Annotated in this window: 18 protein-coding genes; 8 read left to right on the top strand and 10 right to left on the bottom strand. The window is 63.2% G+C overall.

Going from position 1 to position 21,520, the window contains the following annotated elements; genetic code table 11:
• Window positions 1-89 precede the first annotated feature (89 nt).
• Entirely contained in the window at window positions 90-1,514 is a 1,425-nt protein-coding gene (gltX, locus tag NWI_RS09620; RefSeq protein ID WP_041344971.1) for a glutamate--tRNA ligase, read from the bottom strand.
• Window positions 1,515-1,747: 233 nt separating this feature from the next.
• Here gltX and NWI_RS09615 point away from each other — a divergent pair, with 233 nt between their 5' ends.
• Both NWI_RS09615 and NWI_RS09610 read left to right on the top strand, forming a co-directional pair.
• A complete protein-coding gene (locus tag NWI_RS09615; RefSeq protein ID WP_011315099.1) occupies window positions 1,748-3,427 on the top strand; it encodes a glutamine--tRNA ligase/YqeY domain fusion protein in 1,680 nt (559 codons plus the stop codon).
• 86 nt (window positions 3,428-3,513) lie between these two features.
• Entirely contained in the window at window positions 3,514-5,850 is a 2,337-nt protein-coding gene (locus NWI_RS09610) for a ComEC/Rec2 family competence protein (RefSeq protein WP_011315098.1), read from the top strand.
• Between the two features lie 214 nt (window positions 5,851-6,064).
• Here NWI_RS09610 and NWI_RS09605 read toward each other — a convergent pair whose 3' ends face one another.
• From NWI_RS09605 to NWI_RS09575, 7 genes are all read right to left on the bottom strand, one after another.
• The gene (locus NWI_RS09605; RefSeq protein ID WP_187147960.1) at window positions 6,065-6,406 is read right to left on the bottom strand and encodes a hypothetical protein; all 342 of its coding nucleotides are present in this window, start codon (window positions 6,404-6,406) and stop codon (window positions 6,065-6,067) included.
• A 136-nt stretch (window positions 6,407-6,542) separates the two neighbouring features.
• Entirely contained in the window at window positions 6,543-7,244 is a 702-nt protein-coding gene (lexA, locus tag NWI_RS09600) for a transcriptional repressor LexA (protein WP_011315097.1), read from the bottom strand.
• Window positions 7,245-7,413: 169 nt separating this feature from the next.
• Window positions 7,414-8,628, bottom strand: coding sequence for a molybdopterin molybdotransferase MoeA (locus NWI_RS09595; RefSeq protein WP_011315096.1), 1,215 nt, complete (start codon window positions 8,626-8,628; stop codon window positions 7,414-7,416).
• Between the two features lie 318 nt (window positions 8,629-8,946).
• Entirely contained in the window at window positions 8,947-9,456 is a 510-nt protein-coding gene (gene moaC, locus NWI_RS09590; protein ID WP_011315095.1) for a cyclic pyranopterin monophosphate synthase MoaC, read from the bottom strand.
• A gap of 153 nt (window positions 9,457-9,609) precedes the next feature.
• Entirely contained in the window at window positions 9,610-10,404 is a 795-nt protein-coding gene (trpC, locus tag NWI_RS09585; RefSeq protein ID WP_011315094.1) for an indole-3-glycerol phosphate synthase TrpC, read from the bottom strand.
• A gap of 10 nt (window positions 10,405-10,414) precedes the next feature.
• A complete protein-coding gene (trpD, locus tag NWI_RS09580) occupies window positions 10,415-11,428 on the bottom strand; it encodes an anthranilate phosphoribosyltransferase (RefSeq protein ID WP_011315093.1) in 1,014 nt (337 codons plus the stop codon).
• A 36-nt stretch (window positions 11,429-11,464) separates the two neighbouring features.
• Window positions 11,465-13,375 (bottom strand): peptidylprolyl isomerase, encoded by a 1,911-nt coding sequence (locus NWI_RS09575; RefSeq protein WP_011315092.1) that lies wholly within the window; start codon window positions 13,373-13,375, stop codon window positions 11,465-11,467.
• A gap of 321 nt (window positions 13,376-13,696) precedes the next feature.
• Here NWI_RS09575 and tpiA point away from each other — a divergent pair, with 321 nt between their 5' ends.
• The 3 genes from tpiA to NWI_RS09560 all read left to right on the top strand — a co-directional run bounded on the left by tpiA (window position 13,697) and on the right by NWI_RS09560 (window position 17,176).
• Window positions 13,697-14,449: a triose-phosphate isomerase gene (gene tpiA, locus NWI_RS09570; protein WP_011315091.1), complete on the top strand. Its 753-nt coding sequence runs from the start codon at window positions 13,697-13,699 to the stop codon at window positions 14,447-14,449.
• 554 nt (window positions 14,450-15,003) lie between these two features.
• The gene (gene secG, locus NWI_RS09565; protein ID WP_011315090.1) at window positions 15,004-15,378 is read left to right on the top strand and encodes a preprotein translocase subunit SecG; all 375 of its coding nucleotides are present in this window, start codon (window positions 15,004-15,006) and stop codon (window positions 15,376-15,378) included.
• 166 nt (window positions 15,379-15,544) lie between these two features.
• Complete coding sequence (locus NWI_RS09560) at window positions 15,545-17,176, top strand: CTP synthase (RefSeq protein ID WP_011315089.1); 1,632 nt, start codon at window positions 15,545-15,547, stop codon at window positions 17,174-17,176.
• A 4-nt stretch (window positions 17,177-17,180) separates the two neighbouring features.
• Here the strand turns inward: NWI_RS09560 and NWI_RS09555 are convergent, their stop codons facing one another.
• A complete protein-coding gene (locus NWI_RS09555; protein WP_011315088.1) occupies window positions 17,181-17,537 on the bottom strand; it encodes a PAAR domain-containing protein in 357 nt (118 codons plus the stop codon).
• A gap of 151 nt (window positions 17,538-17,688) precedes the next feature.
• On the opposite strand from NWI_RS09555, the gene kdsA reads away from it, so the two are divergent.
• From kdsA to NWI_RS09540, 3 genes are all read left to right on the top strand, one after another.
• Window positions 17,689-18,552, top strand: coding sequence for a 3-deoxy-8-phosphooctulonate synthase (gene kdsA, locus NWI_RS09550; protein ID WP_011315087.1), 864 nt, complete (start codon window positions 17,689-17,691; stop codon window positions 18,550-18,552).
• Window positions 18,549-19,745, top strand: coding sequence for an MFS transporter (locus NWI_RS09545; protein ID WP_011315086.1), 1,197 nt, complete (start codon window positions 18,549-18,551; stop codon window positions 19,743-19,745). Before kdsA ends, NWI_RS09545 begins: the two co-directional genes overlap by 4 nt.
• A gap of 99 nt (window positions 19,746-19,844) precedes the next feature.
• On the top strand, window positions 19,845-20,561 hold the full coding sequence (locus NWI_RS09540) for a hypothetical protein (RefSeq protein ID WP_011315085.1): 717 nt from the start codon (window positions 19,845-19,847) through the stop codon (window positions 20,559-20,561).
• 32 nt (window positions 20,562-20,593) lie between these two features.
• On the opposite strand, the gene queF is transcribed toward NWI_RS09540, so the two are convergent.
• Window positions 20,594-21,070, bottom strand: a complete 477-nt coding sequence (queF, locus tag NWI_RS09535) for a preQ(1) synthase (RefSeq protein WP_011315084.1) — start codon at window positions 21,068-21,070, stop codon at window positions 20,594-20,596.
• Window positions 21,071-21,520: the final 450 nt, after the last annotated feature.

Here is a 21,520-nt window from a genome sequence, read left to right as displayed (position 1 = left end):
GAAACCAGCCGGTCATTCAAAAGCGCCGCGCAAAGGGGTATCGTATTGGTGTTTGCACCGCAAGATCGCCCAAATCTGGATGGCGGTCGCTATCGTGAGCCTTGATCGCCGAGCCGGGCCAGGCACGTCTCTTTTCCGAGCGCGGCAAGAACGTCGAATATGCCGGGCGATGTCGTGCGACCGGTCAGGGCGATTCGAAGCGGCTGCGCGATGGCGCCGAGTTTGAGATTGTTCTGTTCCGCAAAAGTCCGCATCGCCGCTTCGGTCGTCTCCGCGTTCCATGACGTCACGGATTCAAGGGCCGCGCGAAGCCTGTCGATCAGCGCGCGTGTCTCGGGCGTCAGCAATGCGGCGGCTTTGGCTTCTATCGGCAAAGGCCGATCGGCGAAGATGAATCGCGCGCCCTCGATCAGCTCGATTAGGGTTTTGGCCCGCTCCTTGAGGCCCGGCATCGCGCGCAGGAGTTGCGCCCGTGTGACATCGTTGAGTTTTGGCTTGAGGTCCGCTCCGCCCGGAACGAAATCAAGCGCATTCTCGAACAGCGTCATCAGTGCGGCATCGTCGCAATGGCGGATATAATGGCCGTTGAGGTTCTCGAGCTTGGCAAAGTCGAAACGCGCGGCGGAGCGCCCGATGGCGGGCAGGTCGAACGCGTCGATCATTTCCTGCGTGGAGAAGATCTCCTGATCGCCATGACTCCAGCCGAGCCGAACCAGATAATTGCGAAGCGCCGCCGGCAGATATCCCATCGCTCGATAGGCATCGACTCCCAGGGCGCCGTGACGTTTCGAAAGCTTCGAGCCGTCGGGTCCATGGATAAGCGGAATGTGGGCCATCGTCGGCAGCGCCCATCCTAGAGTATCGTAAATCTGCTTCTGGCGGGCCGCATTGATGAGGTGGTCATCGCCGCGGATGATGTGCGTCACGCCCATGTCGTGGTCATCGACCACGACGGCGAGCATGTAGGTCGGCGTGCCGTCGCCGCGCAGCAGCACGAGATCATCGAGGTTCTCGTTCTGCCAGACGATGCGCCCCTGAACCTGATCCTCGATCACGGTTTCACCGGTCAGCGGGGCCTTGAGGCGGATGGTTGGCTTCACGCCCTGCGGCGCTTCGGACGCATCGCGATCGCGCCAGCGGCCGTCGTAAAGCTTGGCGCGACCTTCGGCCCGCGCCTTCTCGCGCATCTCGGAAAGCTCTTCCGTAGTCGCATAGCATCGGTAGGCCTTGCCTTCGGCGAGCAACTGCTCGGCGATCTCGCGATGCCGCGCGACGCGGGAAAACTGGTACACGACGTCGTCGTCCCACTCGATTCCCAGCCACTTCAGCCCGTCAAGGATCGCGTCGATCGCCTCCGGCGTGGACCGTGCGCGATCGGTATCCTCGATCCGCAGCAGCATCCTGCCTCCGTGCTTGCGCGCATAGAGCCAATTGAAAAGCGCGGTCCGGCCGCCGCCGATGTGAAGAAAGCCGGTCGGGGATGGCGCAAAGCGTGTAACGACGGGTGTTGTCATTATGGCGGATCTGACACTTCGGAGGATGGTATCGGCGGGGGTGCTTATCACGCCCGGGATTCGCATGCACGGCTAGCTGGCCTGCTTCGTGGCGTCAATGTAGCGAAGGGCTGTTTTGTCGGTTTCTATTTCCATGAGGGATTTTGGAATGGCGCTGTTCCAGGCTGCCGGCGCATCGGCCCTTGGCGGGCGCTCGCGGATTTGGCACATAGGGTCCGAGTGAAAGGCGCACAATGACCGACGAATCGACCGCCGAGGCGGGCCGGGATTTCATACGCGATATCGTGGCCGCCGACCTTGCGTCCGGAAGGCACAAGAGCATCGTCACCCGGTTTCCGCCGGAGCCGAACGGCTATCTGCATCTCGGACACGCCAAATCGATCTGCCTGAATTTCGGCATCGCCGAGGATTTCGGCGGACGGTGCCACCTGCGCTTCGATGACACCAATCCGGCCAAGGAGGAGCAGGAGTTCATCGACGCGATCCAGCGCGATGTCCGCTGGCTTGGCTTCGATTGGGGAGAGCATCTCTATTATGCCTCGGACTATTTCGAGCAGCTCTACGCCTGGGCGCAGCACCTCATTCGCGAGGGGAAGGCCTATGTCGATGATCAGACCCAGGAGGAGATCCGCCTCGCTCGCGGTACGCTGACCGAACCTGGAAGGAACAGCCCGTTTCGCGACCGTCCGGCCGATGAGAATCTCGATCTATTCGCGCGGATGCGGGCGGGAGAGTTTCCCAACGGCGCGCGGGTCCTGCGCGCGAAAATCGACATGGCGGCCGGCAACATCAACCTGCGCGACCCCGTGCTCTACCGCATTCTCCACGCCACTCATCCGCGCACGGGAAACGTGTGGAGCATTTATCCGAGCTACGATTTCGCCCATGGGCAGTCCGACTCGATCGAACACATCACGCATTCCGTCTGCACGCTGGAGTTCGAGGATCACCGGCCGCTCTATGACTGGTTTCTCGACAATCTTCCGGTGCCGTCGCGACCGCGTCAGTACGAGTTCGCGCGGCTCAACGTCACGCATACGCTTCTGTCGAAGCGAGTGCTGACCGAGCTCGTTCGCGGCGGTCACGTCGCGGGCTGGGATGATCCGCGCATGCCCACGCTTGCCGGCCTCCAGCGGCGCGGCGTGCCGGCCGAGGCGCTGCGCGAGTTCGTCAAGCGGATCGGCGTCGCCAAAGCCAACAGCACGGTCGATGTCGGGATGCTCGACTTCGCCATTCGCGAGGCGCTCAACAGGAGCGCGTCGCGCCGCATGGCCGTCCTGCGCCCGCTCAAGGTCGTGATCGAGAATTATCCGGAAGGCCAGAGCGAGGAGCTTGAGGCGGTGAACCATCCCGACGACCCCTCGCAGGGCACGCGGCGGATACGGTTCGGGCGGGAGATCTATATCGAGCAGGAAGACTTCATGGAGAACCCGCCGAAGAAGTTCTTCCGCCTGTCACCGGGCAGGGAAGTGCGGCTGCGATACGCCTATTTCATCACCTGCCGCGAGGTTGTGAAGAACCCCGCGGGCGACGTGCTCGAACTTCGCTGCACCTACGATCCAGCCACCAGGGGCGGCAACGCGCCTGACGGCCGTAAGGTGAAGGCCACGATGCATTGGGTGAACACGGCGGACGCCGTGCCGGCCGAGGTCAGACTCTACGGCCATCTGTTCGAAACCGAGCAGCCCGACGCAGCGAACTTCGCATCCGAACTCAATCCGCAATCGGTTCAAATCCTTTCCGGCTGCATGGTCGAGCCCGCTCTCGCCCGAGACGATGCCGGAGCCGCTGTCCAGTTCGAGCGGCAGGGCTATTTCTACCGGGACAGGGATTCCGCGCCCGGCAGGCTCGTGTTCAACCGGACGGTCGGCCTGCGCGACACCTGGGCCAAGGTGGCGGCGGCCGGCTCCTGATTTCGCCGGTATTCCGTATCCGTTCCACTGTTCTCCGCGCGGCTTCTTCCGCTAGCATCGCCGCGAGGGCGTAGAGGATCGGCTGGATGGCGGAGCGGGGCAGGGCTCGCGATCGGAGGGGAGGGTACGCCGGAACCTGGCCGACGCGGCAAGCCGTCGCCGCGCCTTCGCAAACCCCTTCGGAAGCCTTGCCGGCAATCGTCGCGCGGCTGCGGGCCTGGGCGAACGCCGAAGCGGCAGCCGTTCGCCTCCTGCCATGGGTCCCGGTGGCGTTCGGCGCGGGCATTGCGATCTATTTTGCCGCCGATCATGAGCCCGTTGCCTGGGTTGTCTCCGTGACCGCCGGAGCGTTGTTCGTGTCGGCGCTGCTCCTGCGCCGGCATCGGATATTTCCCGCCGCCGTGATGGTTGCGGCGGTCGCCGCAGGGTTCGCTGTCGCCACGATCAAGACGGCGCATGTCTCGCACGCTGTGCTGACGCGGCCGATGTACACGCCGCTGCTTCAGGGTTTCGTCGAAACCAGGGAAGTGCGCGAGCGGACTGATCGATTTATCCTGCGCGTCGTTCGGATGGACAGTCGGCGGCCGCACGTCAAGCTCGATCGCGTCCGGCTGTCCGTCAGGAAGGGCGCCGCGCCCGCTGTCGGCAGTTTCGTCGAGTTGAAAGCGCGGTTGCAGCCGCCGCTTACGCCTGTGCGGCCCGGAAGCTACGACTTCGCCCGCGATATGTACTTCCAGGGTATCGGCGCTTCCGGCTTCGTCATGGGCGCCATCAAAACCGTCGCTTCTCCGCCTGCCGGCGGGATTGCTTTGCGCTATGCCGCGCTGATGCAGGAGTTGCGCGACGCCATCGACGCCCGCATCCGGCTTGTTCTCAGCGGCGATTCGCGGGCCATCGCTACCGCGCTGCTGACGGGACGGCGCGACGCCATCACACCGCCCGTGAATGAGGCGATGTTCATTTCGGGGCTGGGCCATGTGCTTTCGATCTCCGGCTATCACATGGCCGTCGTCGCCGGCGTGGTGTTCTTCGCGGTGCGGGCGCTGCTGGCGCTGGTCCCGGCGCTGACGGCGACCTTCCCGATCAAGAAGTGGTCCGCGGCGGCGGCGCTCGCGGCCGCCGCTTTCTATCTTCTGCTGTCGGGCGCGGAAGTCGCGACCCAGCGCTCGTTCTTCATGACGGCGGCGGTGCTGATCGCGATCATGGTGGACAGGCGCGCCATTACGTTTCGCACGCTCGCGGTGGCGGCGATGATCGTGCTTGCGATCGCGCCGGAGTCATTGATCCATCCGAGCTTTCAGATGTCGTTCGCGGCGACGCTCGGACTGGTGGCGCTGGTCCAGGTGGGCATGCCGAGGATGCTCGCAACGCCAGATCACTCGCCGACGGCGAAGGCCGCCCTGTGGGGTGGACGCGAAATCGCCATGCTGGCGCTGGCCTCATTCGTGGCCGGACTTGCGACCACGCCCTATGCCGCGTTTCATTTCCATCGCGTGACGCCATACGGCATGGCTGCGAACCTGCTGGCGATGCCCGTGATATCGGCGCTGGTGATGCCGGCGGGATTGCTCGGCCTCGCGGCGATGCCGTTCGGCTTCGATGGCGTGTTCTGGCGGCTGATGGACTTCGGCATTGAATGGATGGTTGCCGTGGCTCAAGGGGTCGTCGAACTGCCGGGCTCCATCGGCCGCATCGCTGCATTCGGAACGGGGCCGCTGCTCGCGGCCACAGCGGGCATCGTCCTGCTCGGACTCCTGAGAACGCCGCTGCGCTGGGGCGGCGCGATCGTTGTGGGGCTGGCGATCGTGTGGTCACTAGCGGTGAAGCCGCCGGATATCCTGATATCCGCTGAAGGTCGCAACGTCGCCGTGAGGGGCGGGGACGGCCGGCTGCGTCTCATCAGCACGGGCAAGGATTCTTTTACGGTCAGGGAATGGCTTGCCGCCGATGGGGACGTGCGTGGGCCCACGGATCCCACGCTGGCGGAGGGCGTCTCGTGCGACGATGCGGGCTGCGTGGTCAAGGCGAGTGGAGGTGGGATCGTCGCTCTCACGCGGCATCCGGAGGCGCTGCAGGATGATTGCGCGCGTGCGGAGCTTATAGTGACGCGGTGGCAGGCTCCGGAAGGCTGCCTCGCGCATGTGATCGATCAAAACCGGCTGCGGCGTGAAGGCGCTCTTGCCTTATGGCGGACCCCGAATTCTTCCAGACAAGATGCTTCGAGACTCGATGTTTCAAGATCCGGCGCTTCAAAGCCCGGCGCTTCAAGACCCGGCTTCGCTGTCGATGCCGTCCGTCCTGCTGGCCTCAAGCGTCCCTGGTCATCCGCCGCCTTCGATGAACAGCCGGCACGACCGGGATCGAAGCCGGAGCCTTCGGTCGACGCCACGCCTGATCCCGAGGATCTCCAGCCGGACGATTGAACGGCGCGTCCGTGGTTGGGTGTTTCGCGGGTGTTCATACTCGTGATCAGAACCGGCCGCACAGTACGTTAGCGTTTCGAGCGAAGTGCAGACCGGTTCGCGTGAAGAAAACGCGTTAAACCAAGATTATAAAGCCTCGCTTTTGATTCCGTCAGAATCGGAAAGGCTCTACCGCATTTCCTGAAAGCGCGCTGCTGACGACGTATGCGTAATTCTAGAAAACCATTCCACAATACTTCAGGCTTACGTACAAACCGGCAAGTATCCAGAACGGTGCCATCAGCCATGGGAGGCCGGTACAAAGCATATGACCATACTTGTGATGCAAGCCTGAGCCAATGATCGGCAGCTTGCCGCGATAGTCAGCGGTTTCTATGTTCCCATAGCTTTTAACCAGGCTTCTTATTTCCGAATGAGCGGCCTCAATCGCCAAAAGAGTCAATGTAGCGGTTGTTGCTCCGATAACTGCGATAATCACGCAGAAAAGCAAACGGGTGAGATTAATGATCTCCAGATTTGCGATGCCAAATCCCGCGAACAATGCGGTTTGAGACAATGTTCCCACATCATTCTATGATTGATAACTCCATCTTCCTCTACAATGCGGCGGCGGAACCTCTCGTAAATCTCTTTTGCTTCCTTGATGGCCGGTTCATCACCGACATGTTGTCCGCTATTCACCTGAACGATTCCTAGTACTTGCGGTAAATGCCGACCAGCCGGCCCTGGATCTGGACGCGGTTGGGCGGAAGAATGCGAACTTCATAGGCCGCGTTCGCCGGCTCCAGCGCGATCGAAGCGCCGCGGCGGCGGAAGCGTTTCAACGTCGCTTCCTCGTCGTCGATCAGGGCGACGACGATGTCGCCGGTGTCAGCGGTCGGATTACGCTGGATCAACGCCATATCGCCATCGAGGATGCCGGCATCGACCATGGAATCGCCGCGCACCTCGAGCGCGTAGTGCTCGCCGGCGCCGAGCATGTCGGGCGGCAGGCTGATTGTGTGACTGCAGGTCTGCAACGCCTCGATCGGCGTGCCGGCTGCGATCCGTCCCATCACCGGAACGGCGACCGGACGCTCGGCCTCGTCAGCGCCGCCACCGCCGCCGCGGCGAACCTTGCCGAGATTGCCTTCTATGACGCTCGGTGTGAAACCGCGACGTCCGCCGCCGCTTGCGGCCAGTTCCGGCAGCTTGATGACTTCAATGGCGCGTGCGCGGTTGGGCAGGCGGCGGATGAAGCCCCGTTCCTCCAGGGCGGTGATCAGGCGATGGATGCCGGACTTCGAGCGCAGGTCGAGCGCGTCCTTCATTTCATCGAACGAAGGCGGCACACCGGACTCCTTCAGCCGTTCGTTGATAAAACGCAGGAGTTCGTACTGTTTGCGCGTGAGCATTCCCGACCCAATCCCTAGTTGATGGTTCCTGCCGATGACGGACGACATCGGGCCTTACAGCCCTATGCGCCAACTCCGCGGCACGAGAACTCGAAACAAATCATGAACATACACTATATGTTCGATATGTGTTCCGCAACCCTTAATTTAAGGTCAACAACGCGAGACTTTATGACAGGGAGAGCTTGATGACGGTACAGGGCGCGCCTTTGCTGGCGGCCGGCGCGAATGGCGCGCGGACCACGAGTGCATCCGCCGCGGCAAGATTTCCCATCAGCGAACTGTCCTGATGCGTAACCGGCGTTGCGATCGGCAGGCCGTCCGTTGAGTACGTGAGTCGCGCGCGCAGATAATCCTGCCTGGCCTGATTGGCGGCGACATCGCCTCCGAGCAGCGCCGGTTCAACACGGTGGTGCACGTCTACACGTCCCGATAGCGCGCGGATCAGCGGCACCATGAACAGGAACGCGCAGATGTAGGCCGAGACGGGATTGCCGGGGAGGCCGATCACCCGCATCGCGCCGAGCCGGCCATACATCATCGGCTTGCCGGGCCGCATCGCGATTCGCCAGAACGTCATCTCCACGCCTTCCGCCTCAAGCGCGCGCTTGATGAAATCATGGTCGCCGACCGATGCGCCGCCGGTGGTGACGAGGATATCGGCGCCGCTGTCGCGGGCGCGGCGGATGGCGGCCGTCGTGGCGTCCATGGTGTCGGCGGCCAGGCCGAGGTCGATCGCCTCGGCGCCTTCACCTCGGGCGAGGGCGCGAAGCGCGTATCCGTTGGACAAGATGATCTGGCCGGGACCGGGCGTCGCGCCCGGCAAGACCAGTTCGTCGCCGGTGGCGAGCATGGCGATGGTGGGACGGCGGTGCACCGGCAGGTCCGGATAGTTCATGCCGGCGGCAAGCGAGAGATGGCGGTCGGTGAGGCGCGTGCGCGCTCGGATGAGGACGTCGCCTTCGCGAAAATCCACCCCTGCGGGACGGATGTTCTTGCCGGAAGCCGTGGCCTCCTTGACGATGACGTGGTCGCCGTCGCGGTCCGTGTCTTCCTGAATGACGACGGTGTCGGCGCCGTCCGGCACCACCCCTCCGGTAAAGATCCGCAAGGCCTCGCCCGCACGCAGCGCGCGATCGAGCGGCCGACCCGCGGCGCTTTCGCCGATCACGCGAAGACGTGAGGGAATTGTCGCGATGTCCGCGGCGCGCACGGCATAGCCGTCCATCGCCGACATTGCGACCGGTGGCTGGGTCCGGCGCGAGGGCAGATCGCGCGCCAGCACCCGGCGATGCGCCGCTTCGAGAGCCGCTGTTTCCTCCGGGAGTGGTTCGACTCCGTCAAGAACAGCCGCAAGGGCATCGGCGACCGCCATCAGGGCCATGACCATATTCTCCTATAGCGTTTTCGAGCGAAGTGGAAACCGGTTCGCGTGAAGAAAACGCGCCAAAACAATAATCTGGAACTTCGCTTCTGATTCAATCAGAAGCGATAATGCTCTAGTGTCCAATTCCGAAGTCGCATACTCTTGCCGCAACCTTTGATGTCACTTGACGGACTCGATGGGGCAATGAAGCGCTTCTGAACCACCGCATTGGGACGCGCCTGGCGGGCGCGTCAATCATCTACCGAACTTTCGGCTCGCATACAACGGTGCGATGAGCCGGATGTCGCCCGACGGCGCGTTCACGCCGGTCACTTATCATTCTGGAGCGTTATCCGTCACGAGATAGTGGCCGGACTTGCCGCCCTTCTTCTCGACCAGATGAATGCCCTCGATACGAACGCCGCGTTCCACGGCCTTGATCATGTCGTAGATCGTCAGGCAGGCGACGGAGACCGCGGTGAGGGCTTCCATCTCCACGCCGGTCGGGCCGGAAACCTTGACGCTGGCGCGCACCCGGCAGCCGGGAATCTTCTTGTCGGTCTCGATATCGAGCGTGACTTTCGACAGCGCCAGCGGATGACAGAGCGGGATCAGTTCCGAAGTGCGCTTGGCGGCCATGATGCCGGCGATGCGCGCGGTGCCGAGCACGTCGCCTTTCTTGGCGTTGCCGCTTTCGATCAGGGCCAGCGTCGCCTTGGTCATGACGACCTGGCCTTCGGCAACGGCGACGCGTTCGGTTGCGGGCTTTGCCGAGACATCGACCATCCGCGCCTCGCCTTTGACGTCGATGTGGGTGAGGGCGGGTTTGTTTTTCTTGTCTGCCATATCAATCAAATCCTATAGCGTTCTCAAGCGAAGTGGATACCGGTTCGCGTGAAGAAAACGCGTCAAATTAGAATCATGGAATTCCATCGGAAGTGAAGGCTCCAGGCTGGTTGCTTCCCTCTCCCACAAGAGGAAAAGGAGGCGAGACGGAGGCTACGCATGTTTAAGCAGCGTGCGCGTTGCGGCCGTGACGTCGGCTTGCCGCATCAGGCTTTCGCCGACCAGAAAAGTGGAGATGCCGACCCGTTCGAGCCGCGCGAGATCGGCGGGCGTGAAGATACCGCTTTCGCCGACCATGAGCCGTTCTTTCGGGATGTACGGCGCCAGGCCTTCGCTGGTTTCGAGCGTCGTCTCGAAGGTGCGCAGATTGCGGTTGTTGACGCCGATCATCGGCGAGCGAAGCTTGAGCGCACGATCCAGTTCCTCGCGGTTATGGATTTCGAGCAGCACATCCATGCCGAGATCGAGCGCGGTCGCCTCGATGTCTTTCGCAGCGTCATCATCGAGCGCGGCCATGATGATCAGGATGCAGTCCGCTCCATGCGCCCGCGCCTCGACGACCTGATAGGTGTCGAATATGAAGTCCTTGCGCAGCACCGGCAGCGATGTCGCGGCGCGGGCGGCGACCATGAAATCGAGATGGCCCTGAAACGACGGCGCATCGGTCAGAACGGAGAGGCAGGCCGCGCCGCCGGCCTCATAGGCGCGGGCGAGCGACGGCGGATCGAAGTCGGCGCGGATCAGTCCTTTGGACGGTGAGGCTTTCTTGATCTCGGCGATCAGGGCGTAATCGCCTCGCGCGAGTTTGGCGCGGATGGTATCGGTAAAACCGCGCGGCGGCGGGGCGGCCTTCGCGGCGGCCGTGACCTCGCCGAGGGGACGTGCACGCTTTGCGCTCGCGATCTCCTCGCGCTTGTAGGTTTCGATCCTGGTCAGGATGTCGGCCACGCCATCGTCCTCAACCGTTGGAAACCGCGATCAATTGCTTCAGCTTGTTCAGCGCGCCGCCGCCGTCGAGCGATTTCGCCCCAAGCGCGACACCCTCCTTCAAGGTCTTCGCCTTGCCGGCCACGATCAGCGCCGCCGCCGCGTTGAGCAGCGCGACATCGCGGAAGGCGCCCGGCTTGCCTTCGAGCACCGCGCGCAAGGAGGCCGCGTTCGCCTCGGCGTCTCCGCCTTTCAGCGCGTCGCCGTCGGCGCGCTCCAGTCCCGCATCTTCAGGCGTCACCTCGAAGGTGCGGATATTGCCGTCTTCGAGTGCGGCGACGAATGTCGGGCCGGCGAGGGTGATCTCGTCCAGGCCGTCCGAGCCGTGAACGACCCATGCCGATTCCGAGCCGTGATTCTTGAGCACCTGCGCCAGCGGCTGCACCCATTGCCGCGAGAACACGCCGACCATCTGCCGCCTGACGCCCGCGGGATTGGACAGCGGTCCCAGCAGGTTGAAGATGGTGCGGGTCGCGAGTTCGACGCGGGTCGGGCCGACATTCTTCATCGCGGGGTGATGCGCGGGCGCGAACATGAAGCCGATGCCGGCCTCGTTGATGCAGCGGCCGACCTGTTCGGGGGTGAGGTCGATCCTGATGCCGAGCGCGGCGAGACAGTCGGCGGCCCCGGATCTGGAGGACAGCGCGCGATTGCCGTGCTTGGCGACGGTCACGCCGGCGCCTGCGACGATGAATGACGCGCAGGTCGAGACATTCACCGAGCCCGAGCCGTCGCCGCCGGTGCCGACGACGTCGACCGCATCCACGGGCGCCTTGACCCGCAGCATCATGGATCTCATCGCCGAGACCGCCCCGGTGATCTCGTCGACGGTTTCCCCGCGCACGCGCAGCGCCATCAAAAGGCCGCCCATCTGCGAGGGAGTCGCTTCGCCGGACATCATGCTGTTGAACGCGGCGGCGGCTTCCTCCCGCGTCAGTGTCGCGCCGGTGGCGACCTTTCCAATGAGAACCTTGAGATCGTCCATCGGATGCTTTCGGGATGCGGCGCTCGCCGGTTCTCGTCAGAAGTTGCTGCTGGCGCCGGTGATCTGCGCCACCGCCGCCTGATTGATCTTGGTGCCGATCTCGGCTTCGAGCTTGACGATGTACTGGCCGATATACTCATCCGACAGGCCGCGCTGGACGCCTTCACGCAGCTTTTTCGTCTCATCGGAGGCGAGATCGAGCGTCGGCACCTTCACGTCGGTGACGCGGAAAATGAACCATTCGTCATTGCCCGCGCCGGGCGCCTGGCCGGCTGCGTCCTTGGCGGCGCGGCATACGGCGGCGACCACGGCGGCGGGAAGGGCGGTCGTCGTGGCGTCCCGCTTGATCGCGCTCGCGCTCTCGACCTTGAGACCGAGGCTGGCCGCCTCGTCGGCGAGCTTGCCGCCCTGCTCAAGTTTGCGGATCGTATCCGTCGCTTTGGTCATCAGGCGGCTGCTGATCTGGTCTTCGCGCCACCTCGCTTCGACCTTGTCCTTGACCTCGTCGAGCGTGCGGTCACGCGAGGGGGTGACGCCGATAACGTCGAACCAGATGAAGCCGTTGTTGCCGAGTTGCAGCGTGTCGTTGTCGACGCCGACATCGCTGGCGAACGCCTGCGCGATCAGGTCGACGCCCTGCGGAATTCCAGACACGGGTTTGCCGTCCGGCGCGCGCCCGGAGCGGTCGGTGGCTTCGATGGTGACCGCGGACAGCCCGACTTTCTTGGCCGCTTCGACAACGCTCGCGCCGCCTCCGCGCTCGTCCTCCATCTTGTTGTGGAGGTTGTTGATTTCAGCGCGCGCGCGGTCGAGCGCGACGTCGCGCTTCAGTTTTTCGGCAACGCTTTCATAAGTCGGCTGGTTGCCCGGCTCAATGCGGCCGACCTTGATCAGCGCGACTCCAAATCGACCCTGGGTCGGCTGGCTGACTTCATCGCTGTTGATCGAGAACGCTGCATTGGCGATGGCGGGATCGATGATCTCGGCTTTCGAGATCGTGCCAAGGTCGATGTCCGAGGTCGCAAGGCCGCGCTCCCTGGCGATGTCGTCGAACGACGCGCCGCCGGCGATCTTCTCCCGCGCGGCCTGGGCGTCCGTGACGCTGGGGAACATGATCTGCCGGAGTTGTCGCCGTTCGGGCGTGGACAGCTTGTCCTTGCGCTCCTCGTAGATTTTTCTGGCGTCGTCGTCGGACACGGCGGTCCATTTGGCGACTTCCTCGGGCGTCAAGACCACGAAAGCCACCTTGCGATATTCCGGCGCGCGGAACTGCACCTTGTGGGCGTCGAAATATCCGGACAACTGGTCCGCCGTGGGAGGATCGATGGTTCCGGCCTGCGCCGCGCCGAGCTTGACGTAGTCGATGGTCCGCTGCTCGTTCTGGAAGCGGTTCAACGCCTCCAGCAGCGTTTTCGAGGGCTCGACGCCGGCCGTCATCGTTCCGACGATCTGGCGGCGCAGCGCCATGTTTCGCTGCTCGGCGACGTAGCGCTGCTCGGTGTATCCCAGCTGGCGGATGAGGCCGGCGAAACGCGCCGCGTCGAAGGCGTTATTCGCACCCTTGAAGTTGGGATCGCTCTTGATCTGTCGGCCGATCTCCTCGTCCGACACCTTGAGACCCTTGCGCTGGGCGTCTTCGTCGAGCGCTGCCTCCGCGATCACCTGCTGCAGGATCTGGCGGTCGAGGCCGAGAGCCCTGACCTGATCGGGAGGCAGCGGGCGGCCGAACTGGCGTCCGATCTGTTGCAGCCGGTCGTTGTAGATCTGCCGGAACTGCTCGGTCGAAATCTCGGTGCCGCCCACCGTGGCCAGCGCGGACTGGCCGAAGCCGTGAAAGATGTCCGCGATGCCCCAGATGCCGAAGGCGACGATCAACAGGCCCATCACGATCGTCATGAGGGTCTTGCCGAGCCAGTTTGATGAGGCGTTGCGTATTCCTCGAAGCATGAGTCCGTCTTTTGCAGGAGGGAAGCAGGTCGTATGGGAAGCAGGTCGTATGGGAAGCAGGTCGTATGGGAAGCAGGTCGTATGGGAAGCGGGTCGCACTTGAGCGGAAGCCGCGCGAGGGCGTCACCAAATTGATAACGCATCATAAAGTGGCAAGCGCGCCGTCGCAACCTCGGCCGAGCGCTCGACCATAAGCCGCGGCGTGCGCCGGAGACTGGCCCCGGCCGATAACCTCTGCTAGCAAGGTCCGTGAACTTCGGGCGCCGGATTGCCGGCACGCCGAAATGACGCAACGTCAAAATCACCTATGATGAGAGATCCATGACCGGGCTGCGACCGCTGATTGCTGGAAACTGGAAGATGAACGGCCTGAAGGCTTCGGCCAGCGAACTCGGCCAGATAATTTCAGGAGCGGCTGGTCCCGCGCAAAAAGCCGATCTGCTCATTTGTCCGCCGGCGACGCTGGTGCTGGCGTTCGTGGGAGCGGTGCAGGGCTCGCCGGTGGGAATTGGCGGGCAGGATTGCCACCCCAAGCCGTCCGGAGCCCACACCGGCGATATTTCCGCCGAGATGCTGGGGGACGCGGGCGCCACCGCGGTCATCGTCGGCCATTCCGAGCGCCGCGCAGATCATGCGGAGAGCGACGCTCTGGTGCGGGAGAAGGCCGAAGCCGCATGGCGGGCGGGGCTGACCGCCATCGTCTGCGTCGGCGAGACGCAGGACCAGCGCGATGCCGGTCAGACGCTCGATGTGGTCGGTCGGCAGCTCACGGGCTCGCTGCCGGATGGCGCGACGGCCGCCAATCTCGTCGTGGCCTACGAACCGGTCTGGGCGATCGGCACCGGGCGCACACCGACATCGCAGGACGTGCAGGAAGTCCACAGGTTTATCCGCGAAAAGCTCGCGGAACGGTTTAGCGCGGAAGGCACGAAGATTCGCATTCTGTACGGCGGGTCGGTGAAGCCGTCGAACGCTGCGGAGTTGCTCGCGGTTCCGAACGTGAACGGAGCGTTGATCGGCGGCGCCAGCCTCAAGGCGGCGGATTTTCTGGGGATCGCCCAGGCCGTCGCCTGACTGTTTCCTGCAATGGCCAGCCGCCTAGAGCGTTTCGAGCGAAGTGGAAACCGGTTCGCGTGCAGAAACGCGTCAGAACAACAATCTTGAGCTTCGCTTCGGATTCAATCAGAAGCGAAAAGGCTCTAGAGCGGCGGCCGATTAAATGGAATCAGCGCCGCCGCTCCAGTTAATTGATTGAGCATCGGATTTATCCCGAAACCGGTTCCCACTTTCGGGTCCGATGCTCTAGCGGGGGCGACCCTGTGGGGGTGACAACGCCGCGCCTGATCGTGTAGATACCCCGCCGAGTGGAGTGGGTTTGATATTCGCGACTCCTTGGCCGTTGGCCGCGCGTCCCGGATGCGAACGTCGGAGCCGAACCCACTAGAGCGGGATGAGGAAAGTGTGTAGCGGTTTTCGCCCGCATCCCGCTCTAAGACATTAGAATCGATAGAATCGATCACGTTCATGGTTTTGGATCGATTCGATCCGAAACCATCGTGATCTAGTTCAAGCCCCGCAAGCCTGTGATGTCCGGCCGTCCGGCGCGCACTTGTGATGGAAGGCCAGAGATGCAGACCGCAGTTATCGTCATCCATTTGATCATCGTCGCGACGTTGACCGTCGTCGTTCTGCTGCAGAAATCCGAAGGCGGTGGCCTCGGCATGGGCGGCGGCGCCGGTTTCATGTCAAGCCGGGGCACGGCGAACCTGCTGACGCGCACGACGTCTTTTCTTGCGGCCGGCTTTTTCGTGACCAGCTTGCTCCTGTCCTGGCTTGCCGGCGTCGAACAGAAACCGGGCTCGATCCTGGATACGGCGCCGGCGTCGCAATCGCAGCCGGCGACCCCGGTCGCCCCGCCGAGCGGTGGCGGTTTGCTCGATTCGCTGAAGCAGTCGGAACAGGCGCCGGCCCCCGCCGGTCCGCAGGCGCCGCGTTCCCAGTAAATCAAGGACGTGATGCAGGGCGGGGCCGCCATCCTGCATCAGCAGTTTCACCAAGGGACTGCAAGATCGTTTGAATTCTGAAGTCGCCCACAGCCCTTTCGCATTCCGGCTGGAGGCCGCGATTGGTTTTGGCGAATCGACACGGGAGCCTTAAAGGTTGAGACCCATGGCGCGGTATATTTTCATCACCGGCGGCGTGGTCTCCTCGCTCGGAAAAGGTCTGGCGTCGGCGGCGCTCGGCGCGCTGCTGCAGGCGCGCGGCTACAAGGTCCGCCTTCGCAAGCTCGACCCCTACCTCAACCTCGACCCCGGAACGATGTCGCCGTATCAGCATGGCGAAGTGTTCGTGACCGACGATGGCGCCGAGACCGATCTCGATCTCGGTCATTACGAGCGTTTTACCGGGCGTCCCGCCACCAGGCAGGACAACATCACCACCGGCCGCATCTATCAGGACATCCTGACCAGGGAGCGCCGCGGCGACTATCTCGGGGCCACGATCCAGGTGATTCCCCACGTCACCAACGCCATCAAGGCGTTCATCCTCGACGGCAACGATGACCATGACTTCGTGCTGTGCGAGATCGGCGGCACGGTGGGCGACATCGAGGGCCTGCCGTTCTTCGAGGCGATCCGGCAGCTCAAGAACGATCTCCCGCGTGGTCATGCGATCTACGTCCACCTGACCCTGCTGCCGTTCATCCCGAGCGCCGGCGAATTGAAGACCAAGCCGACGCAGCATTCTGTGAAAGAACTGCGATCGATCGGCATCCAGCCCGATATCCTGCTGTGCCGCACCGACCGGGAAATCCCCGCGGAGGAACGCCGGAAGCTCGGATTGTTCTGCAATGTCCGGGAAAGCGCCGTGATCGAGGCGCGCGATGCCGATAACATCTACGCCGTGCCGGAAGTCTATCACGCCGCGGGACTCGACGACGAGGTTCTGGCGGCGTTCGGAATCGAGCCGGCCGCGCCTCCGGCGCTTAAGGGCTGGCACGATATCAACGAGCGTATCCGCAATCCGGAAGGGGCGGTGACGATCGCGATCGTCGGCAAATACACCGGCATGAAGGACGCCTACAAATCGCTGATCGAGGCGCTGTCCCATGGCGGTATCGCCAACAAGGTGAAGGTCAACCTCGACTGGATCGAGAGCGAGGTGTTCGAAAACGAAGACGCCGCGCCGTTCCTCGAACATGTCGACGGCATTCTGGTTCCCGGCGGATTTGGCCAGCGCGGCGCGGAGGGCAAGATCAAGGCGGCGCGGTTCGCCCGCGAACGGCACGTACCCTATTTCGGCATCTGCTTCGGGATGCAGATGGCCGTGATCGAGGCGGCGCGCAACCTGGTCGGAATCTCGGACGCCAACTCGACCGAGTTCGGCCCGACTCGCGAGCCGCTGGTCGGCTTGATGACGGAATGGCTGCGCGGCAGCGAACTGGAGAAGCGCTCCAAAGCGGGCGACCTCGGCGGCACCATGCGGCTTGGCGCTTACCCGGCGATGCTCAAGCGTGGCAGCCGCGTCTCCGGTATCTACGGTGGGGCGGTCGAGATTTCCGAGCGGCACCGCCATCGCTATGAAGTCAACACCGCCTACAAGGACCGGCTGGAGCAGCACGGCTTAAGGTTTTCGGGCCTCTCGCCCGATGGCGTGCTGCCGGAGATCGTCGAATATCAGGATCATCCCTGGTTCATCGGCGTGCAGTACCACCCTGAACTTAAATCGCGGCCGTTCGAGCCGCATCCGCTGTTCGCCTCGTTCATCCAGGCGGCGGTCGTGCAGAGCCGGCTGGTTTAGGTCACTATCTTGCACATCCAGACGGTTGGTCGCCCTGGCGCGCCATTGGCTTGCCGTTGATGAACACGCCATGGCCGCCAGAAGTGACCGAGCCGCCGCATCCGGTTCGGTTGCCGATCACCGTGGCCGGTTTGCCGTTGATGAAGACATTGGACGATCCTTCGATCAGCGCGCCGCCGGTGGTAGCGTCGCCCTGACGCGCGGCGGGTTTGCCGTTGACCATCACGTTCTGGCTTCCGCCGGTGATGACGCCGGGCGATTGCGCTAGCGGGTTTGGCGTTTGACTCCGCGCCGGTCCCGGTTGAACCGTACCGATAAAGGCGGATGCTGTGGCGATCGAAACAACAAGGGGCAGGCGCATTTGCGGCTCCGGAAAACGGCGGCGTACAGCCTATCAGGCCTGACCTGGCGGAGCTACGGCCTACCTGTGAACGGCGGCTGCCATTCGATGCGACAAGCGGGTTGATCCCGCCGCCGCGGCCCGGCATGGTCCGCCGGCAAAGGAACTCACCTTGAACCAGCCCGTCTCCGCATCGCCCGTCGTCTCCGTCGGCTCCGTGACTTTCGGCCAGGACCGGCCGCTGTCGATTATTGCCGGTCCGTGCCAGATGGAAAGCCGGGCCCACGCGCTCGAGGTGGCCGGCGCGCTGAAGGACATCGCCGCGAGGTTGAACGTCGGCCTTGTGTTCAAGACGTCTTTCGACAAGGCCAACCGCACCAGCGCTTCCGGCGCGCGCGGGATCGGCCTGAAGCAGGCGCTGCCGGTTTTCGCGGACATTCGGTCGTCGCTCGGATTGCCGGTGCTGACCGATGTTCATGAGGCAGCCCAATGCGCCGAGGTCGCGCAAGTGGTGGATGTGTTGCAGATTCCGGCGTTCCTGTGCCGGCAGACCGACCTGTTGCTGGCGGCGGCCGCGACAGGCAAGGTCGTCAATGTCAAGAAGGGGCAGTTCCTGGCGCCATGGGACATGGGGAACGTGGTCGCCAAGATCACCGGCGGGGGCAACCGCAATATCCTGGTCACCGAGCGCGGCGCGTCGTTCGGCTACAATACGCTGGTGTCCGATATGCGCGCGCTGCCGATCCTTGCGCGCACCACCGGCGCGCCGGTCATTTTCGACGCAACCCATTCCGTGCAGCAGCCGGGAGGCAAGGGCGCCTCAACCGGCGGTGAGCGCGAGTTCGTGCCGGTGCTGGCGCGCGCGGCGGTCGCGGTCGGCGTCGCTGGCGTGTTCATCGAGACCCATCCCGATCCCGATCATGCGCCGTCGGATGGCCCGAACATGGTGCCGCTGCGCGAGTTCGAGGCACTGGTGCGAAGGCTGATGGCGTTCGATGCTCTGGCGAAGGCGGCCGACCCGGCCTGCCCGGAATGACATCGGCTGACCCGGCAGCGGCCGGGAAGCCTAAATTGCCGCCGCTCCTGAACATCATCGCGCTGGCGACCTTCGCGGCGAGCCTATCGACGCGCGCGATGGACCCGGTGCTTCCGCATGTCGCCGAGGATCTGTCGGTGACGGTCGCGACCGCCGCCGGCCTGTCCGCGGTCACCGCCTTCTCGTTCGCCATCGTGCAGCCGCTGATCGGCGCGGCCGCCGATATCTTCGGCAAGGGGCGGCTGATGCTGGTGTGCCTGGTGCTGCTCGGCATCTCGAACGTCGCCGGCGCGCTGTGCACATCCTATGCCGCGCTGTTCGTCACGCGAATCTTCGCCGGGATCGCATCCGGCGGTGTTTTTCCAGTTGCGCTCGGCATGGCGAGCGACCTGGTGCCGGTGCCGCAGCGACAGGTGGCGATCGGCCGGACCATCGCGGGTACGATGGGAGGCAACCTGCTGGGCGCCTCTTTCGCCGGCGTGATCGGTGATCTCGTCGGCTGGCGAGGCGTGCTCGTTGTGCTCGGTGCGCTGGTTCTCGCGGTGTCGATCGCGGTCGGACTCGGATTTCAACGCGGCGACGCGATCGCGACCTCGCGACGGATGAAGTTGACCGATCTGCGGCAGGGCTATCGGCAGATCTTCAGCAATTCGAACGCCAGGGTCTGTTATTCGGCCGTTTTTATCGAAGGCTGCTGCGTGCTCGGGCTGTTTCCCTACGTCGCGGCGTTCCTGTTCGAACTCGGTGAAACCCGGCTGTCGATCGCGGGCATCGTCATCGCCGGCTTTGCCGTCGGCGGCCTGTTCTACACCATGACGGTGTCACGGTTTCTGGTGCTGCTCGGCGTTCGCGGCATGATGATTTCCGGGGCCTTGCTGGTGGCGGCGCAGATCGTGGCGGTCGGCCTGGGCCCGGACTGGCGCATCCAGCTTCTCAGCTTCGTTGCGATGGGCTGGGGGTTCTACATGCTGCACGGCTGCCTTCAGGTGTTCGCAAGCCAATTGTCCGAGCAGGCGCGGGCGACCGCGCTGTCGCTGCATTCGTTTTTCTTCTACATGGGGCAGACGGCAGGCCCCGTCGCCTATGGCCTGAGCCTTTCATGGGTCGGAAAATTTCCCACGCTCGCTGTGAATGCCCTCGTCATCGCGATTCTCGGATTGGTCTGCGCGCGGCTGCTGGCCGCGAAGGCGTGATCGCGGGCCGTAACTTTCGATCCGCCAAGAAAAGCCCTTAGGAGGATGGTAACCATACCAAACGGATAATCTCTCACAGATTTGTGGAGATAACTGACAATGATGTTACGTGGATTGTTAGGTTTGGTAACCCTCGTGACAATCGCTTCTCCTTTATCTGCCCTCGCGGCTGAGCCAGGCTTCTTCGCCGGGCTGGATGTGTCGGGGGGAGCGGCATTCGGATCGTCCAGCACGGTTAATGGCGGCGCGCCCTTTGCCGGAGGCGGTGTCGTCGGCAACGTGAAACTGGGCAACTTCGTGGGCGGCGGCGGTCATGTCGGCTATCGGTTTGATTCAGCCATGTCGGCTTTCGTCAGCTACCAGCATGGCCAGGGAGGTATTGGCTGGGATGCGAATTTCCCGCTGTACGGGGCTTCATCAAGGTTCGACGGCACCGCGATCAGCAACGCGATCCTGGGCAATGTTGCGTATGAGATTCCCCTGACGGATGTGATCTCCATGAGAACCACGGCGGGTCTCGGCATAACATTCAATACACTGTCCCGAGTGATCGAGACCAATAAGGCGACTGGGATTTTCCTCGCCGATCTGGCCACCCACACCAGGACCGGTACCGCCGCCCAGGTCGGGCTCGGATTCCGGTACAAGATCGCGCCCAGTGCTGAGGTGGGACTGGACGGCCTGGTCGCCTACGCCGGTGGGTTTGAAACGGGTAGCGCAAGAAGCGGTAATCTGGGAATCACCAGTATCAATCCCTACAGGATCGACGATGTCTGGCGCGCGAGTCTCAGTGCTTCGCTAACGATCGGTTTCTGACGGCAGCGGCATGCGCGGGTGGCGCGCGCCTTTCAGCCCCGGCCTCGGTAAGATGGCACATCCTGATCGGGAATCCAGACACCCCTGGGCGCTGCTCCGGTCTGCCAGAACACATCAATGGGAATACCGCCGCGCGGAAACCAGTAGCCGCCGATACGCAGCCATTTCGGTTTGATCGCGGCGACGATGCGCTTGCCGATCGCCACAGTGCAATCCTCGTGGAAGGCCCCGTGATTGCGAAAACTGGCGAGATACAGCTTGAGCGATTTTGATTCCAGCAGCCAGGACCCCGGCACATAGTCGATGACCAAATGGGCAAAATCCGGCTGGCCGGTGACCGGGCACAGCGCGGTGAATTCCGGCGCCGTGAACCGCGCGACGTAGTTGGTGCCCTTCTGTGGATTGGGCACGCGGTCGAGTTTTGCCTGCTCCGGAGAATCAGGCCACGCCACGGCGCGGCCAAGCTGCAAAGGCGAGGATTTCGGCGAAGAGGGGGGCTTTCTGGGCATGATCGTCTCTGTCCAAGCGGGGTCGGCCAAGTGGAAGCCGATTTTAGATCAGAATCATGAAGCCCCGCTTTTGATTTGGTCGGAAGCGGAAAGGCTCTCGTCATGAGAGAGTCATGATTCATAGCCTTTCCCACCCACAAGCATTGCTGTAGAAGCAGCGCAAAATCTAGTGTGGTTCAGATGTTCGCTTCATTGCCCCATCGAGTCCGTCAAGCGAACTTCTCAACCTAAACCACACTGGAATCATAAAGTTGCTAGTGTCTCTTTGATTCCGAAGTTCGCATCAGAGGTTGCGGCAAGGGTATGCGAACGTCGGAATCGGGACACTAAAGCGGGATGAGGAAAAGCAGGTAACGGTTTTCTGCCCGCGTCCCGCTTCTCAGAATATTTGGAATCGATCACGTTGATGGTTCTGGACCGGTTCGATCCAACCATCGTGATCCAGTGACT

Origin of the sequence: Nitrobacter winogradskyi Nb-255 (genome assembly GCF_000012725.1) — a bacterium.
GTDB lineage: Bacteria > Pseudomonadota > Alphaproteobacteria > Rhizobiales > Xanthobacteraceae > Nitrobacter > Nitrobacter winogradskyi.
Note: the sequence above shows the minus strand (reverse complement) of the source record. Positions and strands in the feature narration are given on the sequence as shown.